This window comes from Flavobacterium panici (genome assembly GCF_903819335.1).
GTDB lineage: Bacteria > Bacteroidota > Bacteroidia > Flavobacteriales > Flavobacteriaceae > Flavobacterium > Flavobacterium panici.
In genome coordinates, this window is the sequence record NZ_CAIJDE010000036.1 from 62354 (window position 1) to 87350 (window position 24997).

11 protein-coding genes are annotated in these 24997 nt (G+C 34.2%); 9 read left to right on the top strand and 2 right to left on the bottom strand.

The annotated features are described in order from the left end of the window. Window positions 1-143: 143 nt before the first annotated feature. On the top strand, window positions 144-3797 hold the full coding sequence (locus FLAPXU55_RS08850) for a DUF2339 domain-containing protein (protein ID WP_180857370.1): 3654 nt from the start codon (window positions 144-146) through the stop codon (window positions 3795-3797). A gap of 64 nt (window positions 3798-3861) precedes the next feature. Here FLAPXU55_RS08850 and FLAPXU55_RS08855 read toward each other — a convergent pair whose 3' ends face one another. Both FLAPXU55_RS08855 and FLAPXU55_RS08860 read right to left on the bottom strand, forming a co-directional pair. Further along, entirely contained in the window at window positions 3862-4119 is a 258-nt protein-coding gene (locus FLAPXU55_RS08855; protein ID WP_053474453.1) for a hypothetical protein, read from the bottom strand. 165 nt (window positions 4120-4284) lie between these two features. After that, window positions 4285-6966 carry a T9SS type A sorting domain-containing protein gene (locus tag FLAPXU55_RS08860; protein WP_235992010.1) on the bottom strand — a complete coding sequence of 894 codons (2682 nt, stop codon included), beginning with the start codon at window positions 6964-6966 and terminating at the stop codon, window positions 4285-4287. 541 nt (window positions 6967-7507) lie between these two features. On the opposite strand from FLAPXU55_RS08860, the gene FLAPXU55_RS08865 reads away from it, so the two are divergent. The 8 genes from FLAPXU55_RS08865 (at window position 7508) to FLAPXU55_RS08900 (ending at window position 24887) form a co-directional block, all read left to right on the top strand. Next, on the top strand, window positions 7508-9556 hold the full coding sequence (locus FLAPXU55_RS08865; RefSeq protein WP_180857371.1) for an alpha-galactosidase: 2049 nt from the start codon (window positions 7508-7510) through the stop codon (window positions 9554-9556). Window positions 9557-9566: 10 nt separating this feature from the next. Continuing rightward, window positions 9567-11537 (top strand): sialate O-acetylesterase, encoded by a 1971-nt coding sequence (locus FLAPXU55_RS08870; protein WP_180857372.1) that lies wholly within the window; start codon window positions 9567-9569, stop codon window positions 11535-11537. Between the two features lie 19 nt (window positions 11538-11556). Further along, window positions 11557-13758 (top strand): alpha-galactosidase, encoded by a 2202-nt coding sequence (locus FLAPXU55_RS08875; RefSeq protein ID WP_180857373.1) that lies wholly within the window; start codon window positions 11557-11559, stop codon window positions 13756-13758. A 68-nt stretch (window positions 13759-13826) separates the two neighbouring features. Further along, a complete protein-coding gene (locus tag FLAPXU55_RS08880) occupies window positions 13827-14843 on the top strand; it encodes a GntR family transcriptional regulator (RefSeq protein ID WP_180857374.1) in 1017 nt (338 codons plus the stop codon). A gap of 3 nt (window positions 14844-14846) precedes the next feature. After that, window positions 14847-16439 carry a solute:sodium symporter family transporter gene (locus tag FLAPXU55_RS08885; protein ID WP_180857375.1) on the top strand — a complete coding sequence of 531 codons (1593 nt, stop codon included), beginning with the start codon at window positions 14847-14849 and terminating at the stop codon, window positions 16437-16439. A 732-nt stretch (window positions 16440-17171) separates the two neighbouring features. Next, a complete protein-coding gene (locus FLAPXU55_RS08890) occupies window positions 17172-20195 on the top strand; it encodes a SusC/RagA family TonB-linked outer membrane protein (RefSeq protein WP_180857376.1) in 3024 nt (1007 codons plus the stop codon). A 33-nt stretch (window positions 20196-20228) separates the two neighbouring features. Further along, entirely contained in the window at window positions 20229-21758 is a 1530-nt protein-coding gene (locus FLAPXU55_RS08895) for a RagB/SusD family nutrient uptake outer membrane protein (protein ID WP_180857377.1), read from the top strand. A gap of 135 nt (window positions 21759-21893) precedes the next feature. Next, window positions 21894-24887: a discoidin domain-containing protein gene (locus FLAPXU55_RS08900; RefSeq protein WP_235992011.1), complete on the top strand. Its 2994-nt coding sequence runs from the start codon at window positions 21894-21896 to the stop codon at window positions 24885-24887. Window positions 24888-24997 lie beyond the last annotated feature (110 nt).

Genomic DNA, 24997 nt, shown 5'->3' on the forward strand with positions numbered 1-24997 from the left:
TTTTTTGTTTATCAAAACCTGACTTTTTTATTTTAATTCTAATTACAGTCTTAAATTCAAAAATCTATTCTATTTTAGGAAGAAATTTGGCAGAAATTAAACAAGTATAAAATTCTTACATTTGCCAAATCAAAATTCAAACTATGGAGTACTTTATACTTTTTATCTTATTTGTCTGTGTTATCGTTTTATTTAATAGTCTTTCTAAGGTAAAAGAAGAAAACGAACATCTGGATTCTCTTTATAGAAAAAGCAGAGAAGATTACAATTCTTTAAAAAATGAAATTAGTGAAATTAAAAAACAGATTTCCCAATCTGGTTTTACGGCTGATTTACCGCAAAAAAATGAAATTGAAGAAATTCCTGCACCAGTAGTTGAAGTTTTATCTCCAGTTATTCAGGAACCTGTTAGTAGTTTTGATGATGTTCTTCAAAATGAAAAAAATAGGATTAGTGAAGAAGCTTTAGAGAAAATTGCTTTAAGCTTTGATTCACAAGGAATTCCTGTTCGCGATACCAACAAAATTGTTGAAGAAAAAGAAACTCCTGCGCCGATAGAAAACATTGAAACGCCGTCAATTCCTCAATTTGAAACACAATCCGAACCTCAGCATAAGGAAGAAGAAGTTTATGTAGAAAGTGCTTTTTCAATTTTTATAAAGAAACTAGAACAACAATTTGCCGAAAACTGGACGGGGATTTTAGGAACCGCCATAATGGTTTTAGGAATTGGTTATTTAAGCATTTATACAGCTTTGAAGGTTTCGCCAATGTTTAGGGTTTTAATTCTTTGGCTTTATTCCGGAGTTTTAGTGGGTTCTTATTTCTTTTTAAAGAAAAAAGAAAAATGGTTTAAAACGGGACTTTGGCTTCGCAGTGCCGGAGCAAGTTTGTTTTTATTTGGATGTTTTGGCGCTTCGCAAATTCCGGCGCTTACTTTTATAGAAAGTATTCCGCTCGCATATTCACTTATAGGAGTTGGAATTGCGATAAATTTATATGTAGGGTATATCATAAAACAGCAAACCTTTTTATCGCTTCATGTCATTTTAAGTATTTTGGTTTTATGCGTTATTCCAGAAAAACTCTTGATTACATTTTTGCTGGCAGCTTTAACCGCAACGGCAGGAATTATTTTATCGTATAAAGAAAAATGGGAATATCATTTATTGATCGTTATTTCGGCCTTTATAATATTTGATATTTGGTTTACACAAGGAGTACATAGTCTCAGTCCGTCACAAAATATATTTGCGATATTGGGTATTATTTTGGTTTCGCTAAGCTGCATGTACATGCAGTACCGAAGCATTTATGCCAATACACGCTTTGACCGAATTGCTTTTATAACGCATCTTACCAACTGGATTTTATTTGCTTTGGGTTTAATTTTGCATTCAACCGGAAGTAAAATTAAAATATTTGTGTTGTTTGCTGCGGGAATTCTTTGTCTTTTTGCTGCTCTTTTTGCCAGAAAGAAAAAGATTTTCTGGCTGTACCATTTAGACGGAATGGTTTCATTTTTACTTTTCTCATTAAGTATTATTATGCTTAACGACTGGAAAGTTGGTTTTGATGTTATCGCCTGTGTATTGTACTTTTTGGTTATCACTTGTTTATTTATCGTTTACAAAAGCGGAGAAACTTTGTTGCATAAAATATTTTTAGGCCTTAATCATATTTTAGGTTTAATCATTTTTGGCTTTTTTATTGTGCAGGTTAATGCACCTTTTGATCAAACGAATAGCACCAGTACTTTTGTGTCGTTGATTGTTATGACTTTAATTACGTTGATTGTTCCTGTTTTCTGTGCTGTTAAAAAAGAATTCTTAGAAATTGATTCTTTAATTGTTAAGAAAGATTTGAGTTTAAACGGAATTTTCTCTGTGCTGTTTTCGACATTGTTTTTTGTAAGCTGGCATCATACAATCGAAATTTCGTTTTATTATCCTCTTGTATTTCTTGCTTTATTGTGGTGTTTTTTACGATTCAAATTCAAAACCAATACTTTTGATTTAGGACGATTCCTATTTTTAAACACAACCATTATTGCAGGTTTAATATTAATTTTCCAAAACCCTAAATCTAATTTAGACTTGGTTTTTGTTTTAGGAATTATTGCTGTAATAACATTGAACTGGTTTGTAAAATTATTTTATACCAATGAGCATACCATAAAAACCATCGGAATTATTGGCTTAAATGCTTTGTTGGTTTTGTTTGCTTATAAATATTTAGCAGGTAATGATATTGTTTTGATTTTTGGATTATTTGCTGCAGCGCTGCTAAATCACGAATTTCTTTGGATTCAGTTTAAACGAAAAACACTTTCTAATGATAATCAAGTGTTGTTGTATCTTTTTTGCCTTGCTTTTTCAATATTCGGAAGTGCCTTGTTTTTATACAATACCCAGTTTTTAAGTTATACCGAAATTGGTTTAACTGCCGTTGGGCTTTCTGTTATCGAAGTTTACATTTTGTTTGCAGATAAAATCAGGAATAAATCGAATGAAGAAATTTCAGACTGGAAAAACTTCGGCACACTCAATTCTGAATTCATTCTTTTTAATGCATTGGTTTTTGGTTTCTCTTGTATTCAAATAGATTATATTCCGGTTTATTTAGGAAGTTTAGCGTTGGTCACTTTTTGGATTTTCCAAAAAACAGAAAAAGTGAAACGCTATAATATTTATTCTTTTGTGCTGTTGATAGGCTGCGTGCTTTTAAGTATTTATTTAGCTGTTTTTGATGCAGATAAAGCGTTGAATAAAAATATCCTTTATATCACACAAACCATATGTGTATTGATATCTGCCGCTTATAGTTATCTGCAGATGAAGAGTCAGAAAGAACAAGGAAAAATGTTTATTGCAATTTTACCTTTAATTCAAAATTTATGGATAATTGCTCTATTATTTATTCAGGTAGAAATAGTCTATCTGCCTTTACTATTTATGTTTTTGGCAATCCTTAATTTTGGTTTGATTTTATACAAAAAAATAGAATTGGCTTCAGAATCAATATTGGTTATTGGACTTTTATCTATTTTAAATTCTGTGTATTACAGCATCAAAGTACTCAATCATTTTACTTTGCAGGATTGGGTTTTACAACTTTCGGCTATAGTATTATTGATTGTTTTAGTTTTCCTGACAAAGAAAAAAGAGTTTATTAAATCCTTGCAGATAGATTATCAAATAGCTATAAATATCTGGCTTTCTATTATTATGTTTTCACAGCTGGAACACAAATGGCTTCCTGTATTTTGGGCGGCGACAGCTATTGTGAATTTATTGCTTTATTATAAAAAAATAGGGAACAAAAAAGAAATCAGCATTGTTTACTATTTGCTGGCTAACTTTCATTTGGCTTTTGTGAGTTTCAATTATTTCGAAGCTAAATTTGAATTCGTTTACCTGATCATATTTGCTTTGCTTGCCTTATATATTTTTATCATTTACAAATACATCGAAGATTTTAAACTAAGAAATAGTATTATTATTTATCCGGCTACTTTTAGCATCGGATTGTTTTTATTTCTTTCGTTTGATAAAGGAATCTTGACCTTCTTCTGGATTTTAGAATCTTTAGGATTGTTGATTCTCGGAATTATTCTAAAAGAAAAATATTTCCGTTACGTTTCACTTTCCTTAGTTGGGGTCTGTGTAATTCGATTAATGTTTTTCGATTTATCAAATGCCGATTTCCTTATAAGAGCCTTAGTTTTACTGGGAGTTGGAGTAGTACTTTTAGTAATGAATACTTTATTTAAAAAATACAAAGAACGATTTGATTAAAATATGCTAAAAAAGAAGCCCTTAAATAGAAAAATTTAAGGGCTTCTTTTTTATAGGGAACTATTTATTCTTCGTTTTCTAAATTATCAACAGCCGAAATCTGATCCAGAATATTAGTTTGATTTGGCGAAATGTAATTTTTATTTTCCGGAGGAGTTTCTTTCTTAAACAGAAGATCTAATGCATGATAAAGTTTCAATAAAACATCTTTATCTTCTTTTGCAATATCTAAGGCCGTATTAAAATTAAAAACATAATTATTCGAATTGCGTACTTCTACTTTTATCGTTTTTGATGTAATTTTAAATTTAACTATGTCCATATTATTTCTAAGTTGCTTAATGAAATTGCAAAGTTATTGTAATTAATTGTATAAATAAAAATATGGATAATTTAAAATAACAAGTTGAGGTTCTGTTTTGCAGAAATAAAAAATCCCGATTTTTCATTTTGAAGTGAAAATCGGGATTTTTTTAGAAGCAACAATTTATTTTTTCACAAACTTAAAGTTTTGAACCTTATTATCTGCCGATGAAACTTTTACCACATAAACACCTTTTGCAAGATTGTTTACCGGAATTTCTGAACTAATCATATCTTCAGCAACCAAAGATGTTTTCGATACTTCTTTACCTGATATATCGTAAACTGAAATAACAGCAGGTCCGCTAATCGTATGATCAAATTTTATCCTGAAAGTTGTTGAAGCAGGATTAGGGAAAATATAGTTTGTAGCAGCAATTCCCCAGTTAAAGCCAGGAGTGCTTAAAATTGGGCCGTCATAAAGAGCATACAAAGCAGCATCAGCCTGAGGAAGCTGCGCACTTAAAGTTCCTTGTGCCGTGCTTACTGTCCCGGAATATAGTTCTTTAACGTTGTAAGTTCCAGAACCCAAACCAATTCGGCTTAAACTAATATTATTAGTTGTTGCAGCATTGCTGTAATTAAATACGGCAACGTAAGTAACATTGTTATGTGTTGCATAAAAAACCGTTGCCGCGCTGTTTCCGGTATTACCATCAGAGGGAATAAAATGCATATCGTTTCGCGCTGCATCCATAACATCATCATTTTGTAAAAGATTCTGTCCTGTAGCTTTCCACGTACCGGCAACAGAGAAATCGTCACCGCTTGTAATAGCTCCCGTTACCACGCTGCTTAATAATCGCGCGCGATTTTGTCCAATAGAAACATTACCAAACACAACATTATCAGCATCCAGATAATCATAAATCTGGTTTTGCCACCAGCCATAAGTCGTACTGTTTAAAGTATAATCAGTATCGCTAATGCTGCTGTACGCATCACAAGCAATTCGGCGTATATGCGCAAACGGACCAGTTGCCAAATTAGGAGAAATTGCAGCCTCAACCAGCATTGTACCGTTAATTTCATCCACTAAATATTTCATACCTTCCTGATACGCTTCCATACCCGTATGAATCTGATAATTTGTAAAACTATCGGCTTCAATACTCGCGTGAGTCAAAAAGTCGATTTTAACCATTTCAAATCCAGCCGCTTTAAAACGATTAACAAAATATTTTATTCTGGCTTTAGTTCCCGGACTTGTTGGATCCATAGCATAAGCGCCATCCAGTTCCAGCGGACTTCCGTTAACCATTGTCCAGCATTGGTTATAACTGTATGAACTTCCTTCAACCTGACGATTGTATTTTCCCCAGTCCACAAAAGGAGCCCAGTAAATTCCTGCTTTAAATCCTTTGCTTTTTGCATAGGTAACAAACTGTGCAAGCTGAGCATCCGTCATATTATCCCAATACGAATCAAGATCTATAAATAAAGTATTGTCTTGCGTTTTAAATGCCGGGCAGTCATCATGAAAATAATCTACTACAGCCTTAACTTTAGTTAAATTGATATTAGTCTGCATAGCGCCCCAGCTATTCCAGCCAATAGGTTTTGGAGCCGTCCAGTCAAAAATATATTTGGGTTGCAGTGCGGCATTTGCCTGAGCAAATTCTTCAAAACCTGTTCTCCAGTCGTCACCTGCATTTAGCATTACTTTAGGCGAAGGACAGCTTGTTTGACCCACATTTACCCAGCCATGACCACGCTTATCTCTTGTAATCTCTTGTTTTGTCCATCCTGCAATAACCGAAACGTAGGCAGATGATGCACCGCCGCCACTTACCGTAATACCCGTTTTCCATTTCGTATGTTCAAGAGAACCAATAACCAAACTTTTACGATTCGTATTATTGTAAATATTTGTAACCTCAGAAGCAGTAAAATCTGCTGAGTTTAAAGTGTAAGCATTATAGCGAATCCACGCATCATTATCATAAGGAACAAATACAGCTCGTGTATCGCCCGTACCAAAATTTGGCGTTACCTGATAACTCGTTAAAGGAGACATTCTATAGCAGTTCGATCCGTTTCCGGTAAGTACAACTTGTACCGCCACATATTCTTTATTGGTATACGTATAAAATATTTGCTGCATGCCCAAAGTATAATTGCCGCTTAACGTAAAAATATGCTTTGTTCCGCTGCCAATATTATCTGTAAATGGTGCCGATGAATAAACAGCTGTAGCAAAGTTACCGCTCAAATACTGCTGATCACTATTTGCGTAAGCAGATGCATTTGTAATTACCGTAGCTCCATTAAACTTTACACTATACGTTTTAGTGGCTAAATTGTAAACAATACTATTATTTGTACCAAAAGCAATAGTTTGAAGACTCGAAGAACTAAGCGGTGTTAAAACAAACTTATCTAAATTAGGAGCCCATGAAATTGTATTGTCCCAAAGCAGCGTTGTGGTTCCGCTGTTTAGGTATACACTTAAGTTTTTAGACGCAGCTGTACTCCATCCTCCGCTTGGATCACACGGAATAGATATCGTTGTCGCCGAACCAGCCGTTAATCGAATGGTACGCGGATCTCCGGTACAATAAAATAATTGAAGATTGTACCAGCCCGCAGCCGAAACGGTAACGTTTGTCGATACACTGCTGTTGCCTCCCAAATTACCGACAATTTTGCCGGAACAGGAATCGCAGTTTTGTATGTCAGCGCTATTAGTACGTGTACCATTTTCGAACTCATACGTCTGAGCTGAAGTATATAACGCTATAAAGAGCATTGTAGTGGTAAACAATGCCTTAATTAATAATCTTTGTTTTGTAATTTTTTCTTGCATAATAATTTTGGTTTAGACAGTTAGAATGCAGTACTATACTATACTGTGCTACAATGATAAGAAAAATAATAATATATTGTTAAAAATTTGACGTTTTTTATTTTTGAAGCTGCCAGAATTATGTTTTTCGTTTTTAAATAATCTTTAAAATAAGTATGGATAAATTGAAGAATCAATTTGGCGAAAAATAGAAAACAAGCATTGAAGTTGGAATATTTTGACTAAAGACAAGACTAATATTATAGATATTGATCGTCTTGTTTTTTGAAATTATTTGAAAAAATTGTAAAATTTACAATTATTCAGTAAATAAAAATTTCGTTTGACTGCGTTAGCGACAAATTGAATACATTAGTAGCTATATGCTTTATTTTTAAGGGAAAAGCAAAGCTGAAATACTAATTTTTTAACCGGATAAATTATTTTTTAATGCCTTTTGAATAGAAGATTTAATGAAATATTTTTTGAAGTGCTTGCGAAATAAATTTTAATTTGTATCATTGTAGTATAGAATAGTATAATAACCAAAAATAACCATTTAATGAAACCCAATTTTTTTCTGTTCAAAAAAATGTTTTTGTCCATTTTGTTTGTGGCATTTTTCTTTAATTCAGCTTTAGCCCAAAAAGACATTAAAATGACTTTTGGGAAAAACGGAATCATAACGTATGACGCAAAACAAAAAACAATTGCTGTAAGCCAATCCGGAAAAACTATTTTTTCAGATGCGAAAGCTTCAGTTATTGTGAATGGTAAAGCAATTTCGGTTAGTGATTATTCAGAAGCTGTTTTATCAAAAGAGACTATTAATGATAATTTAGGAAAAGGAATAAAATACACGCTTACATATACAGATAAAAACAATCCAACCCTAATCCAAAACTTCTATACTTATAACAATCAGTCCTATTTTATAACTCAAATAGAAATTTTAGGCGCAGGGCAGCAAATCGCAACCAATTATATTTCGCCGTTAGATTTAGGAAAAATCAGTTTTGATAAAATAGAAAATCTGCAAACCGTTTTTGTTCCTTATGATAATGATGCTTTTATCAGCTACAATTCAAAAAAGTTAGATGCAATTTCGAATAATACAAGTGCCGAAGTTGGAATTTTATTCAATAATACTTCCAGAAATGGTTTTATTGTAGGTTCTTTGGAACACACCGTTTGGAAAAGTGCCGTAAAAACTACCAATAAAAAACCGACAGCTTTATTTTCTGCATGGGCAGGATATTCTGAAAAAGAAGTTACGCGTGACAGTATCGCTCACGGAATCATAAAAGGCAATAAAGTTTTATCTCCAAAATTTTTCGTGGGTTATTATTCAGATTGGCGAAATGGTATGGAAGATTATGCCAAAACCAATCGCATTGTAGAAAAACCTTATGTTTTTGAGTGGGACAAACCAACTCCGGTAGGATGGAACAGCTGGGGCGTTTTGATGGAGAAAATTAATTTTGAAAATACGACAAAGGTTGCAGACTTTTTTGCAAAAGAAATTCCGCAGTTTAGAGTAGGTAATACAGCTTATATCGATTTGGATTCTTTTTGGGACAATATGGTTAAAGGCGGATTTACGGGAGATTTCAGCAAACTAAAAGAATTCGCAGATTATTGTAAAAGCAAAGGTTTAGAACCGGGAGCATATTGGGCGCCTTTTACAGATTGGGGATGGAAAGACGGACCAAACCGCAAAGCCGAAGGAAGTGATTATACTTTTGGAGAAATGTGGACGAAAACCGGAAACACGTATTTTGATTTTGACGGCGCCAGAGCGATTGACCCAACACATCCGGGAACATTAAAACGTGTTGATTATGTAATTAATAAACTAAAAGCGTGCGGTTTTAAAATGATTAAAATTGACTTTTTAGGTCACGCTGCCGCAGAATCTACTTCGTTTTACGATAAAAATGTTACAACAGGAATGCAGGCTTACAAAGTGGGAATGGAACATTTGGTAAATGCATTAGACGGACAAATGCTTATTTATGCTGCTATTTCCCCAAACATGGCAACATCTCGTTATGCCCACGTCCGTCGTATTGCATGCGATGCCTGGAAAACAATCGAACATACCCAATACACATTGAATAGTGTAAATTATGGCTGGTGGCAGACTTATTCATATGATTATATTGATGCTGATCATGTGGTTTTTGCAGATGTAACAGAAGGAGAAAACCGCGCCAGATTAATTTCGGCAGTCATTACAGGAACTTTAATTACCGGAGACGATTATAGTAAAGACGGCATTTGGAGCGTACGTGCAAAAGAATGGCTTCAGAATAAAGAACTTCTTAAAATTGTTTCTCACGGTGTAGCTTTCCGTCCGGTAGAAGGAAATACAGGAAAACATACGACTGAAGTTTTCGAACAAAAAATAGGAAATGATTGGTATATAGCGGTTTTAAATTATGGTAGTACACCTAAAAATTATTCACTTCCTCTGGAAAGACTGGGCATAAAAAATGGAAATTATAAACTCCAGAATCTTTTTACAAATCAAAATACTAATGTAAAAAATAATATAAATGTAAGTCTTGGTTCCAAAGATGCTCATTTGTACAAAATCATAAATCGTTAATGGAAGGTATATGAAAAGACATTTTTTTAAGAAAACCATTTTAGTTGTATCGTTGGTGATACTTTCGGCAAATGCTGTAAATGCTGCCGTAACACTTCCTTCTTTTTTTACAGATAATATGGTATTGCAGCAAAAAAGCGCAGTTCCGTTTTGGGGAGAAAGCAATAAGCAATCCGTATCGGTTACAACTTCTTGGGATAAAAAAACCTATAAAGCCAATGTTGTAAAAGGCAAATGGAATGTGGTTTTAAAAACGCCTGTTTACGGCGGACCTTATTCTATTGCTATAAATGACGGAGATTTAAAAACGCTTCAAAATATTTTAATTGGTGAAGTCTGGCTGTGTTCCGGACAAAGTAATATGGAAATGCCGCTTGAAGGATGGGGAAAAATCGATAATTATAAAGAAGAAATACAAAACGCTGATTATCCGCAAATACGATTATTACAAGCCGAGCATATTGAAAGTACTTTACCGCTAAATACATTAAAAGTACAGCACGACGGGTGGAATGTGTGCAGTCCAAAAACTATAGCTGATTTTAGTGCGACAGCTTATTTTTTTGCCAGAAAAATTTATAAAGAAAAAAAGATTCCGATAGGATTAATTCATTCTTCGTGGGGAGGAACGCTTATAGAGGCGTGGACAAGCTCTGGAGCGTTAAGCACAATTCATGATTTTGATACTGAAATCGAAGCGATGAAATCTGAAACGAACAGAGAAGCTTTACAGCAGAAATATAATGCTGATTTAGCTGTTTGGGAAAAATATGTAGCAAATGCAGACAAAGGAATGCAGCAGGAAAAAGCAATTTGGTCAGCAGAAAATCTTGATGATTCATCTTGGAAAACCATGAAACTGCCTTCTTTTTTTGACAGCAACGGATTAGCCAGTTTTGATGGAATAATCTGGTTTAGAAAAAAGTTTATTATCTCTGATAATACTAAAGATTTCAGCCTGAGTTATTATGCAGATGATGATGATATACTTTGGATTAATGGAAATTATGTTGGCGAAACTAAAGGTTATAATGTAGAGCGTCATTATACAATTCCGGCTAAGTTTCTTAAAAAAGGAGAAAACACCATCACAATTCGAGTTTTTGACGGAGCAGGAAACGGAGGAGTTTACGCCGATGAAAAAATCACTTTAAAATCTGAAAATGAAACTCTTTCATTAGCCGGAGACTGGAAATATAATATTGGTGCAGACAGTAAAGATTTACCTGCAAAACCATATTTGGCTCAAGGTCAAAACAGACCAAGTGCGATTTATAATGCGATGATTGCGCCTTTGTTAGATTATAAAATAAAAGGGATAATCTGGTATCAGGGAGAAAGCAATGCAGAAAGAGCTTTTCAATATCAAAAATTATTACCGCTGTTGATAAACGACTGGAGAGCTAAATTTAAAGATAAAAACCTTCCGTTTTTGTATGTTCAGTTAGCTAATTATAAACAGCAAAAACAACAGCCGGATAATTCAGATTGGGCAGAGTTAAGAGAAGCTCAATTCATGGCTTTGAAACTACCAAATACCGGAATGGCTGTAACAACTGATATTGGAAATGGAGAAGACATTCATCCAAAAAACAAACAAGATGTAGGAGGACGTTTGGCAAATATTGCCTTGGCAAAAGTTTACAATACTAAAATTGAGTATTCGGGACCGCTTTATAAATCCTATACGGTTAAAGCAAATGTGATTACGATCGATTTTGATTTTAATGAAAATATAAAAGCGAAAGACAATTCTTTAAAAGGATTTTCAATAGCTGGAGCAGACCAAAAATTTCATTGGGCAGAAGCCAAAATAGTCAACGGAAAAGTAGAAGTATATGCGCAGGAAGTTCCGAATCCGGTTTCAGTGCGATACAATTGGGCAGACAATCCAAACGGAAATTTAACCAATGCTTCGGGATTACCGGCATCCTCTTTTAGAACAGATAACTGGGAAGGAATTACACAAAAAAAGAAATAAGAAAATAACACATAATAAAATGAAAAAACAATTTACAACTTTAAGGCAGTCTTTTGCGATAGCATTTTTTATTCTCTCGAGTTATTGTTCAGTAACTGCACAGCAGATTATTACAGTAAAAACAAAAAGCAACGCATTGGTTTTACAAGTAACTCCTGGGAAAGAAGTAAACACTATTTACTTAGGAGAAAAACTGGCAAACGATTCAGAATACACAAAAATACAAGCCCAGTTTCGTCAGGGAACAGATTACTCTGGTATTTATAATGCAGCTTATACGGCATCGGGATCTAAAAATTTGTTAGAACCTGCTATTACCGTAACGCACGCTGACGGAAATACTTCGCTTGATTTGTTATACGTAAGTCATGAAACAAACAAAATTAGTACAGGAGTTTTTCAAACTGATATTACACTAAAAGATCCTGTTTATCCGGTTGAGGTTCATTTGTTTATTCAGTCTTATTTTGATAATGATGTAATTGAGCAGTGGACAACCATTCAGCATAACGAAAAAGCAAGTATTACTTTGAATAAATATGCTTCGGCTAATTTATATCTTAAAGGATATAATAACTTTTACCTGAACCAATATCATGGTGACTGGGCAAAAGAAATGCAGCCCGAAGAAACAAAGTTAACGCACGGAATTAAAGTTTTAGATTCTAAATTAGGTTCTCGTGCTAATTTATTTCAGCCTTCGGTATTTATGGTTTCTTTAGATAAACCAGCTTCAGAAGACGAAGGAAAAGTTTTGTTTGCAGGTTTAGAATGGTCAGGAAATTTTAGAACCGATTTAGAATTAGATCCTTTAAATAATCTTCGTGTTATTTCGGGAATTAATAATGCCGCGGCAGCTTATAAACTGGCTAAAAGCGAAGTATTTACAACGCCTAAATTTTGGTATACTTTTTCATCAAAAGGAAAAGGAACTGCAAGTCGTAATTTACACGATTGGTCAAGAAGTCATAAAATCCTTGACGGGAAAGGAGATCGTTTAACTCTTTTAAATAACTGGGAAGCGACTTATTTTAATTTTGACGAAGAAAAACTAAAAGTGCTTATCGCCGATAGTAAAAAACTGGGCGTTGATATGTTTTTATTAGATGACGGATGGTTCGGAAATACTTATCCTCGTAACAATGATGATGCAGCTTTAGGAGATTGGGACGTTAATAAAAAGAAATTACCAAACGGAATTGGAACTTTGGTAAAAACAGCCAAAGATAATCAGGTAAAATTCGGAATATGGATTGAGCCTGAAATGGTAAATCCGGCGAGTGATTTGTATAAAAAACATCCGGAATGGGTGATCAAACAACCGGGAAGAGCAGAACATTATTTCCGTAATCAATTGGTTTTAGATTTATCAAATCCAAAAGTTCAGGATTTTGTTTATGGAGTTGTAGACAATCTTTTTACTCAAAATCCAGAATTGGCTTATATCAAATGGGATTGTAATGCAGTGATTTATAACGCATATTCAGGTAATTTAAAAGACAATCAGAATAACTTTTATACTGATTATGTAAACGGACTTTATAAAGTTTTAGAACGCATTCGTGTAAAATATCCAAAAGTGCCAATGATGCTTTGTTCTGGCGGCGGCGGAAGAGTAGATTACGGAGCCTTGAAATACTTTACTGAATTCTGGCCAAGCGATAATACAGATCCTTTAGAGCGTGTATACATGCAATGGGAATACTCGTATTTTTATCCGGCACTTACTATTGCGGCGCACGTTACAGACTGGGGTAAACAATCTATAAAATACCGTACAGATGTTGCCATGATGGGAAGATTAGGTTTTGATATTGTGGTGAAAGATTTAAAAGAAAAAGACCTAGCTTTTACACAGCAAGCAATCAAAAACTACAATGCATTAAGCGGAACAATCTGGCAGGGAGATCAATATCGTCTGCAAAATCCGTGGGGTAATGATGCAGCATCGGTAATGTTTGTGAATAAAAACGGAAACGAAGCAGTAATGTTTAGTTATGCTGTTAATTCAAGATATGAAGCCGGAACTCATCTTCCAATAAAATTAAAAGGATTGCAAGCAGGACAAAACTACAAAGTAGAAGAAATCAACGTTTATCCGGATAAAAAAGCTTCTGTAGAAACAGCCGTTTATTCTGGTGATTTTTTAATGCAGGTTGGAATTAATCCAAATGTAACAGTATCAAATAACAGCGTTGTTTTAAAAATCACGAAGGCCTAAAATAAATTTCAAACATTAGTATATATTTGTACTATATATTTTCTAAATAAATACCTATTAAAACGTTTATGAAGCAAATTATTCAACAGATAAAAAACCTTGAATCAATTAATTCCCTATCCAAACACGAGCAGCTGGTTCAGGGAATAATTAATGCCATTGATGAAAAGGTAGTAACAAAAGGTGATCTGCTTCCATCTGTAAATACTTTTATAAGCGAATTGGGTTTTGCAAGAGAAACTATTGCCAAAGCTTATAAAGAACTTGTTCACAGAGGAATTATCGAATCAAAAAATAGACTGGGATATTTCGTTGCCACCAATGATGTAAAACAAGAGTTGAAAGTGGCACTGCTGATATTTGCATTTGATATTTTTCAGGAAACGTTTTATGAAAATTTCAGAAAAGGACTTGGAAAAAATGTACAATTGGATATCTTTTTCCATCACAATAATTTTGATACGTTTGAAAATATAATTCAAAGTATAAAAGGAAAATACGGAATGTTTGTTATCGCTCCGATTCCGAATAAAAAAACACCGGATGTTTTAAAACAGCTGCCAACAAACAGAGTATTGCTGGTGGACCGTTTTATAGAAACAGATGAAGATTACAATTATGTTGCACAAGAATTTGGAGATTCGTCTTACAACGCTTTTGTGCAGCTTAAAGATAAAATTAAAAAGTACGATGAACTTGTTTTCTTTTTCAAGCCATCATCTGCAGAACCTAATGAAATTTTAAATTCATTTAAAAGGTTCATGAAGGATTATGATATTAAAGGAGTTATAAAAGAAGAATACACAGCAGGTTCTCTGGAAAAAGGAAAAGTGTATTTTACGATTCACAATCTCGAACTTTGGGAAATGCTGAAAGACTCTAAAATAAAAGGACTTAAAATTGGTGCCGACATTGGTTTTATTTCGCACAATGATGATATTGTAAAAGAAATCATTTTTGACGGTGTAACCACATTTTCTACAGATTTTGCTGAAATGGGAAAAAGAGCCGCTGATTTTGTGCTGAACAGAAAAAAGACACAAGAGATTATCCCGACAATTCTTATTGATAGAAATTCGTTGTAATTTATGAATGTTTTATCCATTGTTAGTTTTTTACTGATTACAGGTTTAGTCGCTGTTATTTCAGCCATAAAAACACGAAAAAGAAAGGTACAAACCACAAGCGGACTTTTTTTTGCAGATCATAACAATAACTTTTTTATAGTTGGAGGCGCTTTATTGCTCAGCAATATAAGCGCCAACCAGTTTATAGGCGAGAACGAATCCATTTACACTAACAACATGAGTGTTATGGCATGGGGCGTAAGTTCTGTGTTGGCCATGCTGCTTGTTGCCGAGTTTTTTCTGCCCATTTATTTTCGTACCGGAGCCATGACAATTCCGGATTATCTGGGAAAACGGTATGACGATTCGACTAAAAGACTCGTGTCGATTATCTTTTTATGCAGTTATATTGTCAATTTACTTCCGGCAGTATTATATGGCGGTGCCGTTGCCCTAACCGGAATGTTCAATTTTTTATATCCTTTAGAATTAACCTACTGGCAGAATATCTGGGTTATGGTTTGGCTGATAGGTCTTACAGGCTGTGCTTATTCGGTTTTAGGAGGTTTACGTGCCATATCAATTAGTGACACGGTTTTAAGTATTGGATTATTGACCATTGGGATTGCTTTTCCTTACTTCGGATTTAAATTTTTAGGAAATGGAGACTGGTCCAAAGGACTTCATATTTTGCTTTCTGAGCATAAAGAACATTTAAATTCTATTGGCGGACCAAAGGACGAAATTCCGTTGAACACCATTTTTACAGGAATGTTTATCATGAACCTGTATTATTGGGGAATGGAGCAGTTTATTGTTCAGCAGGCACTTTCGGCAAAAAGTTTATCACACAGCCAAAAAGGAATGGGACTTGCTTGTTTAGGAAAACTATTATGTCCTTTCATCATCAATATTCCCGGATTAGTTGGGGTTCATCTTTACCAAAATCTCGAAAATACAGCTGAGGTTTTTCCGCTTGTAGTAAAAGATACTTTACCTGGCGTTATGATTGGTTTAACAGCTGCAGTTGTTCTTGGAGCTGCCATAAGTACTTTTAATGCTGGACTTAACAGCAGCAGTACATTATTTGTGTTGAATCTTTATAAACCGTGGCTAGAGAAAAAAAATAAAGTAATAACGGAGAAACATTTGGTTTACACCGGACGTAAATTTGAAATCATTGTCTCGGCTTTAGCCATGTTTTCGGCTCCATTTATATTGTTTAGCAAAGCTGGGTTTTATACTTATTTACAGCAATTGAGCGGTATGTTCTGTCTGCCTATTTTTACCATTATTCTGATTGGTTTTGTATTTAAAAAAGTACCGCCGCAGGCCGCAAAAATGGGAATGATGTTTTTTATTTTGGGTTATATTACTTTTAATAACATACTCGATATTAAATTACATTACCTGCACATGCTCGCACTTTTATTTGTGCTTACTTCTGTATGCATGCTGCTGGTTTCTAAGTTTTATCCGAAATATAATTATGTTGAAATAAAATTAGAATCGGTTGAATTATCGCCTTGGAAAAACCGCTATTGGTACTTTACTGCTTTAATAATTGGTATGGTGAGTATTTTTGTTTTGTTTTCGAAATGGGGAATAGCTTAGAGGAAAGGTTCAAAGGCTCAGAGGTTCAAAGGGACAAAGATTTATGTAGAGACGCACAGCAGTGCGTCTTGCGCAACGTAACCACAATATTTGATATACTTGACGTAGACGCACTGCTGTGCGCCTCTACGGATATACGTTGTGGATATAATTAATTCTAAAATTGACAATTCAAACATCCAATTTTCTGTAGAGACGCACAGCAGTGCGTCTTGCGCAACGTAACCACAATATTTGATATACTTGACGTAGACGCACTGCTGTGCGCCTCTACGGATATACGTTATGGATATAATTAATTATAAAATTGACAATTCAAACATTCCAATTTTTTGTATAGACGCACAGCAGTGCGTCTTTTTTTATTCGTATTTGGATTAAACTACCTGAAAATTGTCCAAAATTATCTCTTTGATTTTGCAGGTAAATTATACCTGTTTTCTTTGTTTTAGATTACAACACTCTTCAGTTTTGTCTGAGATTTCTTTAAATTAATTATTCCTTTATTTTCTTTTTCCTTTTTAAAGCTTCGTATTTCTGTTAAAGCCGAAATAAATCATCAAAAAAAATATCAAATTCTTAAAACATAAATTTGGATGTAATGAAAATATTTGTATGTTTGTAATGTTGTAGTATAGTATAGTATAAGTCAATTCGTTTTCTCGTATTTTAATGCTCAATAAAAAGAATAAAACTAACTCACTAATTTATTAACTAAAAAACCAAATTATTATGAGAATTGCAATAAGATACTTATGCTTCTTAGTAGTTATGATGTGTGCCGGTACACTTTACTCCCAAACCATAACCGGTAAAGTTACAGACAATGAAAATTTACCATTGCCAGGCGCCACAATTCTGGTAAAAGGTACACCGAACTCTACAGTAACAGACATAGACGGCAGTTATAAATTGTCTAACGTAAAATCCGGCTCAACTTTAGAGTTCAAGTTTATAGGATTTAATCCGCAGACGGTTATTGCTAATAAATCTGAAATTAATGTCTCTTTAAGTCCAAGTCCACAGGAATTAAATGAGATAGTAGTAGTAGGAGCTTCAGTAAAAAGAGGAGATCTTACCGGAGCGGTAGGAAACGTAAAAGGAGAAAAACTGCTGGAAACACCAACAGCAAACGCAGTGCAGGCATTGCAAGGACGTGCAGCGGGTGTTTATGTACAGCAAAATACAACTCCGGGTTCAAGCGGTAGTATTAAAATAAGAGGAAACAACTCGATACAATTTGGTACAAATCCAATTTTTGTAGTTGATGGTCTTATTATTGACGGCGGTTTTGAATCGATAAACCCTAATGATATTGCGAATATTGATATCTTAAAAGATGCATCTTCTACAGCTATTTATGGTGCAAGAGGAGCAAATGGAGTTGTGGTAATTACAACTAAAAAAGGATCAAAAGGAGAAGGAAAAATAAACTTTGATACCTGGGTTGGAATGTCTGAGTTTAGCAAAACGCTTCCGTTAATGAACGGACAGCAATTGTTTGATCTTAGAGTTGATGCATTTGCAAATCAATATATGGATCAAAATCCAAATGCTGATCGTGCTGCTTATATCAATCAGATTAAATCAGACGGATCTACAGTATTTGCCCCATACGAATTAGAATCTTACAGAACAGGAAAAAGCTACAACTGGTTAGATGAAGTAGCAAGAACAGGAATGCAGACTAATTACAATCTTTCTTTTTCGGGAGGAGGAGATAAAGGTTCTTATTTTGTGAGTTTCAACTACGCAGATCAGGATGGACTTTTAGAAAAGTCTTCTTTCAAAAGATATAACGGAAAAATCAATTTGACGCAGGACGTTAAAAAATGGCTTCAAATAGGTACAAGTACTACTTTTTCACGCAGTGAAGCAAGTTATATCGAAGGAAGTGCTTTCGGAAATGCATTAGGCGCTAATCCACTATTGCCTATTGATCCAGATGCTACTTATTTAAAATACGGAGACGTATTAAACGCAGATGCTTACAACCCAATTAAAAGTTTAACAATTGATAATGTAAGTTCTAAAAACCGTTTAATGTCAAGTAATTATGTAAACATTAAACCTGCAGACGGATTAAACTTAAGAACTACTTTTTCTATTGATATTACAGATCAGGCCAACTTTTCGTACCAGCCAATGGATACAGGACAATCTATTAGAAATTCTGCAAACGGAGATGCTAATCATTACAGATACAGTGAATTGAATTACCAATGGGATAATACTATCACATACAATAAATCAATAGGAAAACACGATTTTAGTGCACTTGGAGCTTTTTCTATGCAGAAAAATTCAAACAATTACACGCAAGTTGATGCAAGAGGTTTTTCATCAGATGATTTTACTTATATGTACTTAAATGGCGCATCTCAAAAACAAGATTTTTCATTAGGTTCAGATTTTGTTACAACGACTTTAATGTCTTACACAGGAAGATTAAATTATTCGTATGATAAAAAATACTTCGCAACTGTTACAACACGTTTAGATGGTTCTTCTCGTTTTGGACCTAATAATAAATGGGGAACTTTTCCATCTGTAGCTTTAGGCTGGGATATTTCCAAAGAGTTTTTAGAATCTGTAGAAAGCATTAAATTATTAAAACTTCGAGGCAGTTATGGTATTGCAGGAAACCAAAATATACCAAACTATGCTTATGTAAGTAAATATAGACCAGTTTATACAAATGGAAGTGTTGTTTATAAACCAAGCGATTATTTAGGAAATCCTGACTTACAATGGGAAAGACAAAAACAATTTGATTTTGGTTTAGACTTTGCAACTTCAGATAACAGATTCTCTATGACTGTGGATTATTTTGATATCAAAAATGACAACCTGTTAATGGTAAAAAGTGTAACTAGTTTAAGTGGGTTTACGACTGGAATAGACAACGTAGGTACGATGGTAAACAAAGGAGTTGAATTTAGTGCCAATTATAAAATCTTAAAAAATAATAATCTTAACTGGGATGTTTCAGGAAACATTTCATCTGCCAAAAACAAAATTACCAAGTTATACGGAGAAACTACAGCCATCTACAATACAGGAGGTTACACTGGAGTTGAAATTCAAAGAACAGGAAATTTATTCGTAGGTAAATCTGTTAATTCTATTTATGTATTTGAGTTTGATAAAATTGCTCAGGCATCAGATATGACAGAAATAAGTAAAATCAATTTTGGAGGAAGAACAGTTAAACCGGGAGATATTGTTCCTGTAGATAGAAACAAAGACGGAAAAATTGATGATAACGACCGTTATGTAGTTGGAAACACAGATCCAGATTTTTATGGAGGATTTGCAACTGATTTTAGCTACAAAGGTTTTGGATTGAATGCTGTTTTTGCTTACTCTATTGGAGGAAGAAGAATCAGTTCTGCTTATGAAAGTTTTATGAGTTCTGGCGGAATGAGTGCTGCTCATACTGATTTATTAGACCGTTGGACACCAGAGCATACGGATACAAATGTACCAAGAGCTTATTATGGCGGAGGAAGATTTAACAGTTATGAGACATCATTGGCAATTCAAAATTCTTCGTTCTTACGTTTAAATGCATTGACATTATCATACAACTTTCCTAATTCAATTTTGGAGAAAGCATATCTTCAAAATCTAAGACTTTATGTTACCGGATCTAATTTATTTACGATCACAAAATACAAAGGTTACGATCCAGAAGGAGGAGATAGTTATCCTAACTCAAGAATGTTTGTTTTAGGTTTAAATGTTTCACTTTAAAAATAATTTTCGACAATAATTAAAAATATAATTATGAAAGTAAAAATTTTAACGGCAATGGCATCTATAATGCTTTTTGCTTCCTGTTCAGATTTCTTAGATCAGGACCCAAATACTGCTCTTACTGAAGAACAGACTTATTCAAAAATGGATAATATTGAACCTCTTGTTTTAGGAATGTATTCTTCATGGAGAAATGTACAAAAAGACAGAGGAGGACTAATGTTTCAATTAGGAACAGATGAAACGCAGCAAGGAGCATTTCAGGTAATGACAACTCCGGGACAAGCAGGATTAGATTACTATAATGGTTTTCTTTCTCAGGAAAATACTGCTTTAGCTGAACAATGGGATTCACGCTGGTTAGTTTTACAAAGCGCTGGTCAGGCAATATATGCCTTGAATAACAATACAGAAGCAGATACAGCCCGTAGAAATATATTACTTGGAGAAGCTAGTTTTATAAGAGCTAGTTTAATGTTTGAGCTTTCGCAATACTGGGGAGAAATTCCAATTTTGGATCAGGCACGTACTCAGGAATTAGGATATGGAAGACAGCCATTGCCAGATGTATATACATACATTATCAACGACCTTAAAGTAGCCGAAGCAAATTTGCCAGCGACACAATCAAATAAAGCTTTGCCAGTAAAATATCTTGCTCAGGCATTATTAGGGAAAGTATTTTTATACGCTCCTGTAGCTTCTGGCGCACGTGATTATACTCAGGCAAAAGAATGGTTAGGAAAAGTTATCTCTTCGGGAAAATACAGCTTATTAGCAAATTATGCAGATGTTTTTAGCCCGGATCATGCAAACTCTACAGAGTCACTTTATGAATTTCAGTTCAACAATACCTGGCCTGATAACAACCAAATTCAATGGCAGACAGGATCGAGAGCAATCGCAAACTTAGATCAGTATGCTTATTTTGGAGGGTATGATTTATTAGTTCCAACACAATATTGCTATAAAGATAAATCAGCTGGCGGTATTTGGGAACCAGGTGATAAACGTAAAGATGCAAGTATTCGTTACGATTTTACTTATAGAGGAATTACACCAACAATTCCGGCAGGTTTTGGAGGAGATGAATTAGATCCGCACGTAAAAAAATACGAAGATGTTCGTGTAGACGGAAGACAATCATTTTGGAATTCAGGAAAAAACAAACCATATATCCGTTATGCTGATGTATTGTTATGCTATGCAGAATGTTTAAATGAATTAGGAAGTACTACAGATGCTGAAGGATATGTAAACCAAGTTCGTACCCGTGCTTTTGGAGGAACACTTCCGGCGGGAATGAACTGGACTGGACTTTCTCAGGCAGATTTCAGAGACAGAATTTTAGATGAGCGTATGCGTGAATTAGCATTTGAAGGCTGGAGAAGAATGGATCTTATACGTACAGGAAAATTGGTACAGTATGTAAAAACTCGTAATAAATGGGCAGCTGAAAGCGGAACAATAGCCGAATTTCATAACAGATACCCAATTTCTCTAAAAGAAATTCAGCTTAATGATGATATAAACCCAGAAGATCAAAATCCTGGTTATTAATATCTTTTAAAATAGTTTTTATCGTTTGGTTATGTGATTTTTTGGTTAATAATCACAGTTTTTGATTTGTAATGCCATTTTGGATATAGGTAATAAAACAGTCCTGAGAATTCTGTTAGAAAAACTTATTCCAAAATGGCATTCTTATTTTTAGTTACAATTTTTCATCATTCAAATAACAATATGAAATTCAATACAATTCAGGTTTATATCACTTTATTTGTTTTAAATGCCTTATCGTTCCATTTTTATGCTCAGAATAAAGTAAGTCTGAACTCTTCAGACATTGTCTGGAAATTAAAACCACAGGCAGAATTAGGAAAAGACAGCCTTAAAATAGCTGCTGCAGATTATTCAGATAAAGACTGGGTAAAAGCAGTAGTTCCGGGTACAGTTTTTAATTCCTATGTCGTTAGCGGTTTAGAAAAAGATCCCAATTTTGGGGACAATATTTATCAGGTTGATAAATCAAAATACGACCGCAGTTTTTGTTATCGTTCAGAATTTAGTGTTCCCGAAAATTTTACCAAAGAAATAATCTGGTTAAACTTTGAAGGAATCAATCGTGAAGGTGATATTTACCTCAACGGAAAAAAACTAGCCACTCTTAGCGGAATGATGCAGCGTGGTAAATTTGACGTTACAAAATTAGTGCACCGCAAAGCAAAAAATGTGCTGACTATTTTAGTAAGTATTCCAAAACAGCCTTTAAACAATTACGGAAGCCCAACTTATATTTCAAGTGCCGGCTGGGACTGGATGCCTTATGTACCGGGATTAAATTCAGGAATTACAGATGATGTTTTTTTAAGCAATACAGATAAAGTAACAATTGCAGATCCTTGGGTTCATACGAATCTGTCAACTAATGCACGTGCAGATTTAGATGTAAAAGTCGACCTTAAAAATTCATCAACACAAAATCAGGAAGGAGTTTTGACTGGTGTGATAATGCCTGGAAATATTACTTTTTCTAAAAAAATAAGTCTTGATGCTAATGCAGTTACAAGTGTAAAATTAAGCAAAGAACAATTTCCGGAACTTTCAATTCAAAACCCTAAATTATGGTGGCCAAATGGTTACGGAGATCCTAATTTATATACGTGCCAATTCACTTTTAAAATTGGAGATGTAGTTTCTGATTCCCAAAAAATAACTTTCGGAATCAAAAAATATACCTACGATACAGAAGGCGGTGTTTTGCATATTTCGATTAACAGAAAACGCGTTTTTCTAAAAGGAGGAAACTGGGGAATGAGTGAGTATATGCTTCGCTGCAGAGGTGAAGAATACGATTTGAAAGTCAAACTTCACAAAGAAATGAATTACAATATTATTCGTAACTGGTTAGGTTCAACAACAGATGTTGAATTTTACCAGGCTTGTGACAAATACGGAATTATGGTTTGGGACGATTTTTGGCTAAATGCAAATCCAAATCTTCCTTTAGATATTCATGTTTTTAACAGCAATGTGATTGAGAAAATCAAACGAGTTCGAAATCATGCGAGTATCGCTATTTGGTGCGGAAATAATGAAGGTTTACCTCAACCTCCACTTAATGGATGGATTGCAGAAAATATCAAAACTTTTGATAACAACGACCGTTATTACCAACCATGTTCAAATACAGGAAACTTAAGCGGCAGCGGACTTTGGGGCAATAAAGATCCAAGATTTTATTTTACAAAATATCCGGAACCTTATGTGGGAACAGGAGACGGCCCAAGCTGGGGTTTAAGATCTGAAATTGGTACAGCCGTTTTTCCGAATATGGAAAGTTTCAAAAAAATTATTCCCGAAAAAGACTGGTGGCCAAGAAACGATATGTGGGACAAACATTTCTTTGGACAAAAAGCCTTTAATGCTTCTCCGGACAATTATGATAAAAGCATAACCGAACGTTACGGCAAACCAAATAATCTGGAAGAATATACTAAAAAAGCCCAATTATTAAATATTGAAACCAACAAAGCCATGTACGAAGGCTGGTTAGACCACATGTGGGAAGACGCTTCGGGAATAATGATTTGGATGAGTCAGTCCTCATATCCAAGTATGGTTTGGCAGACTTACGATTATTATTATGACTTAACAGGAGCGTATTGGGGCGTAAAATCGGCATGTGAGCCTATGCATATTCAGTGGAGCCCAGTAAATAATTCGGTTAAAGTAATCAATACGACCGGAACGGATTTCAAGAATTTAACTGCCGAAGCAACGGTTTATAATTTGGATGGAAAATCTGTAGCAAAGTTTAGTCAAAATGCCGTTGTAGATTCTTATTCAAATACAGCGACAGAAAGTTTCGTAATTCCGTTTTATTCCAATCAGAAAGATTTAGCCTTTCAAAAAAATGTTATTGCATCTTCAACAGAGGGCGGAAACACTAAAGATATTACAGACGGCGATTCAAATACCCGCTGGGCAAGTAAATCAACAGATGATGAATGGATTTATGTAGATCTTGAAAACGAATATATTATCAATCGCGTAGTTTTAAACTGGGAAAATGCATACGGTAAAGAATATAAAATTCAAATAAGTACAGATGCAAAAAACTGGACAGATGTAAGTACGATTAAAGATGGAAAACAAGGACTTCAGAATATTTCGTTTGATGAAACCAAAGGACGTTATGTTCGAATGCTGGGAATAAAACGCGGTTCAGGCTGGGGATATTCGTTATATGATTTCAAAGTTTTTGGAGCAGAAACTAATACCGATACTTCTAGTTTGAGTCCGGTACATTTCATCCGATTAAAATTAAAAGATGCTCAGAATAAAATACTAAGTGAGAATTTTTATTGGAGAGGTTCTAATATGAAAGATTTCACAGATTTGAATAAATTGCCAAAAGCAAACGTAAATGTTTCCAGTAAAGTGGTAAAACAAAACGGGAAGTATATTATTAAATCGAAGATTTCAAGCCCTTTAGGAATTGCATTCGGAATTCAGATACAAGCCGTAAATGAAAAATCCGGAACTCAAATATTACCTGCAATTGTAAGTGACAGCTACTTTACTTTGCTAAAAGGAGAAAGCAAAGAAGTCACCATAGAATTTGAAGAATCAGCTTTAAAAAACGGAGAAAAACCAGTTATAAAAGCGATTCCTTATAATAAATAATCAATTTCAAATCCTGCAAGGTTTCCAAAACCTTGTAGGTATAATTTAAAGGCTAAAAGATTCTCATAGTAAACCTGACAGGTTTAATCGAAACGGAGAAAAAAATATAC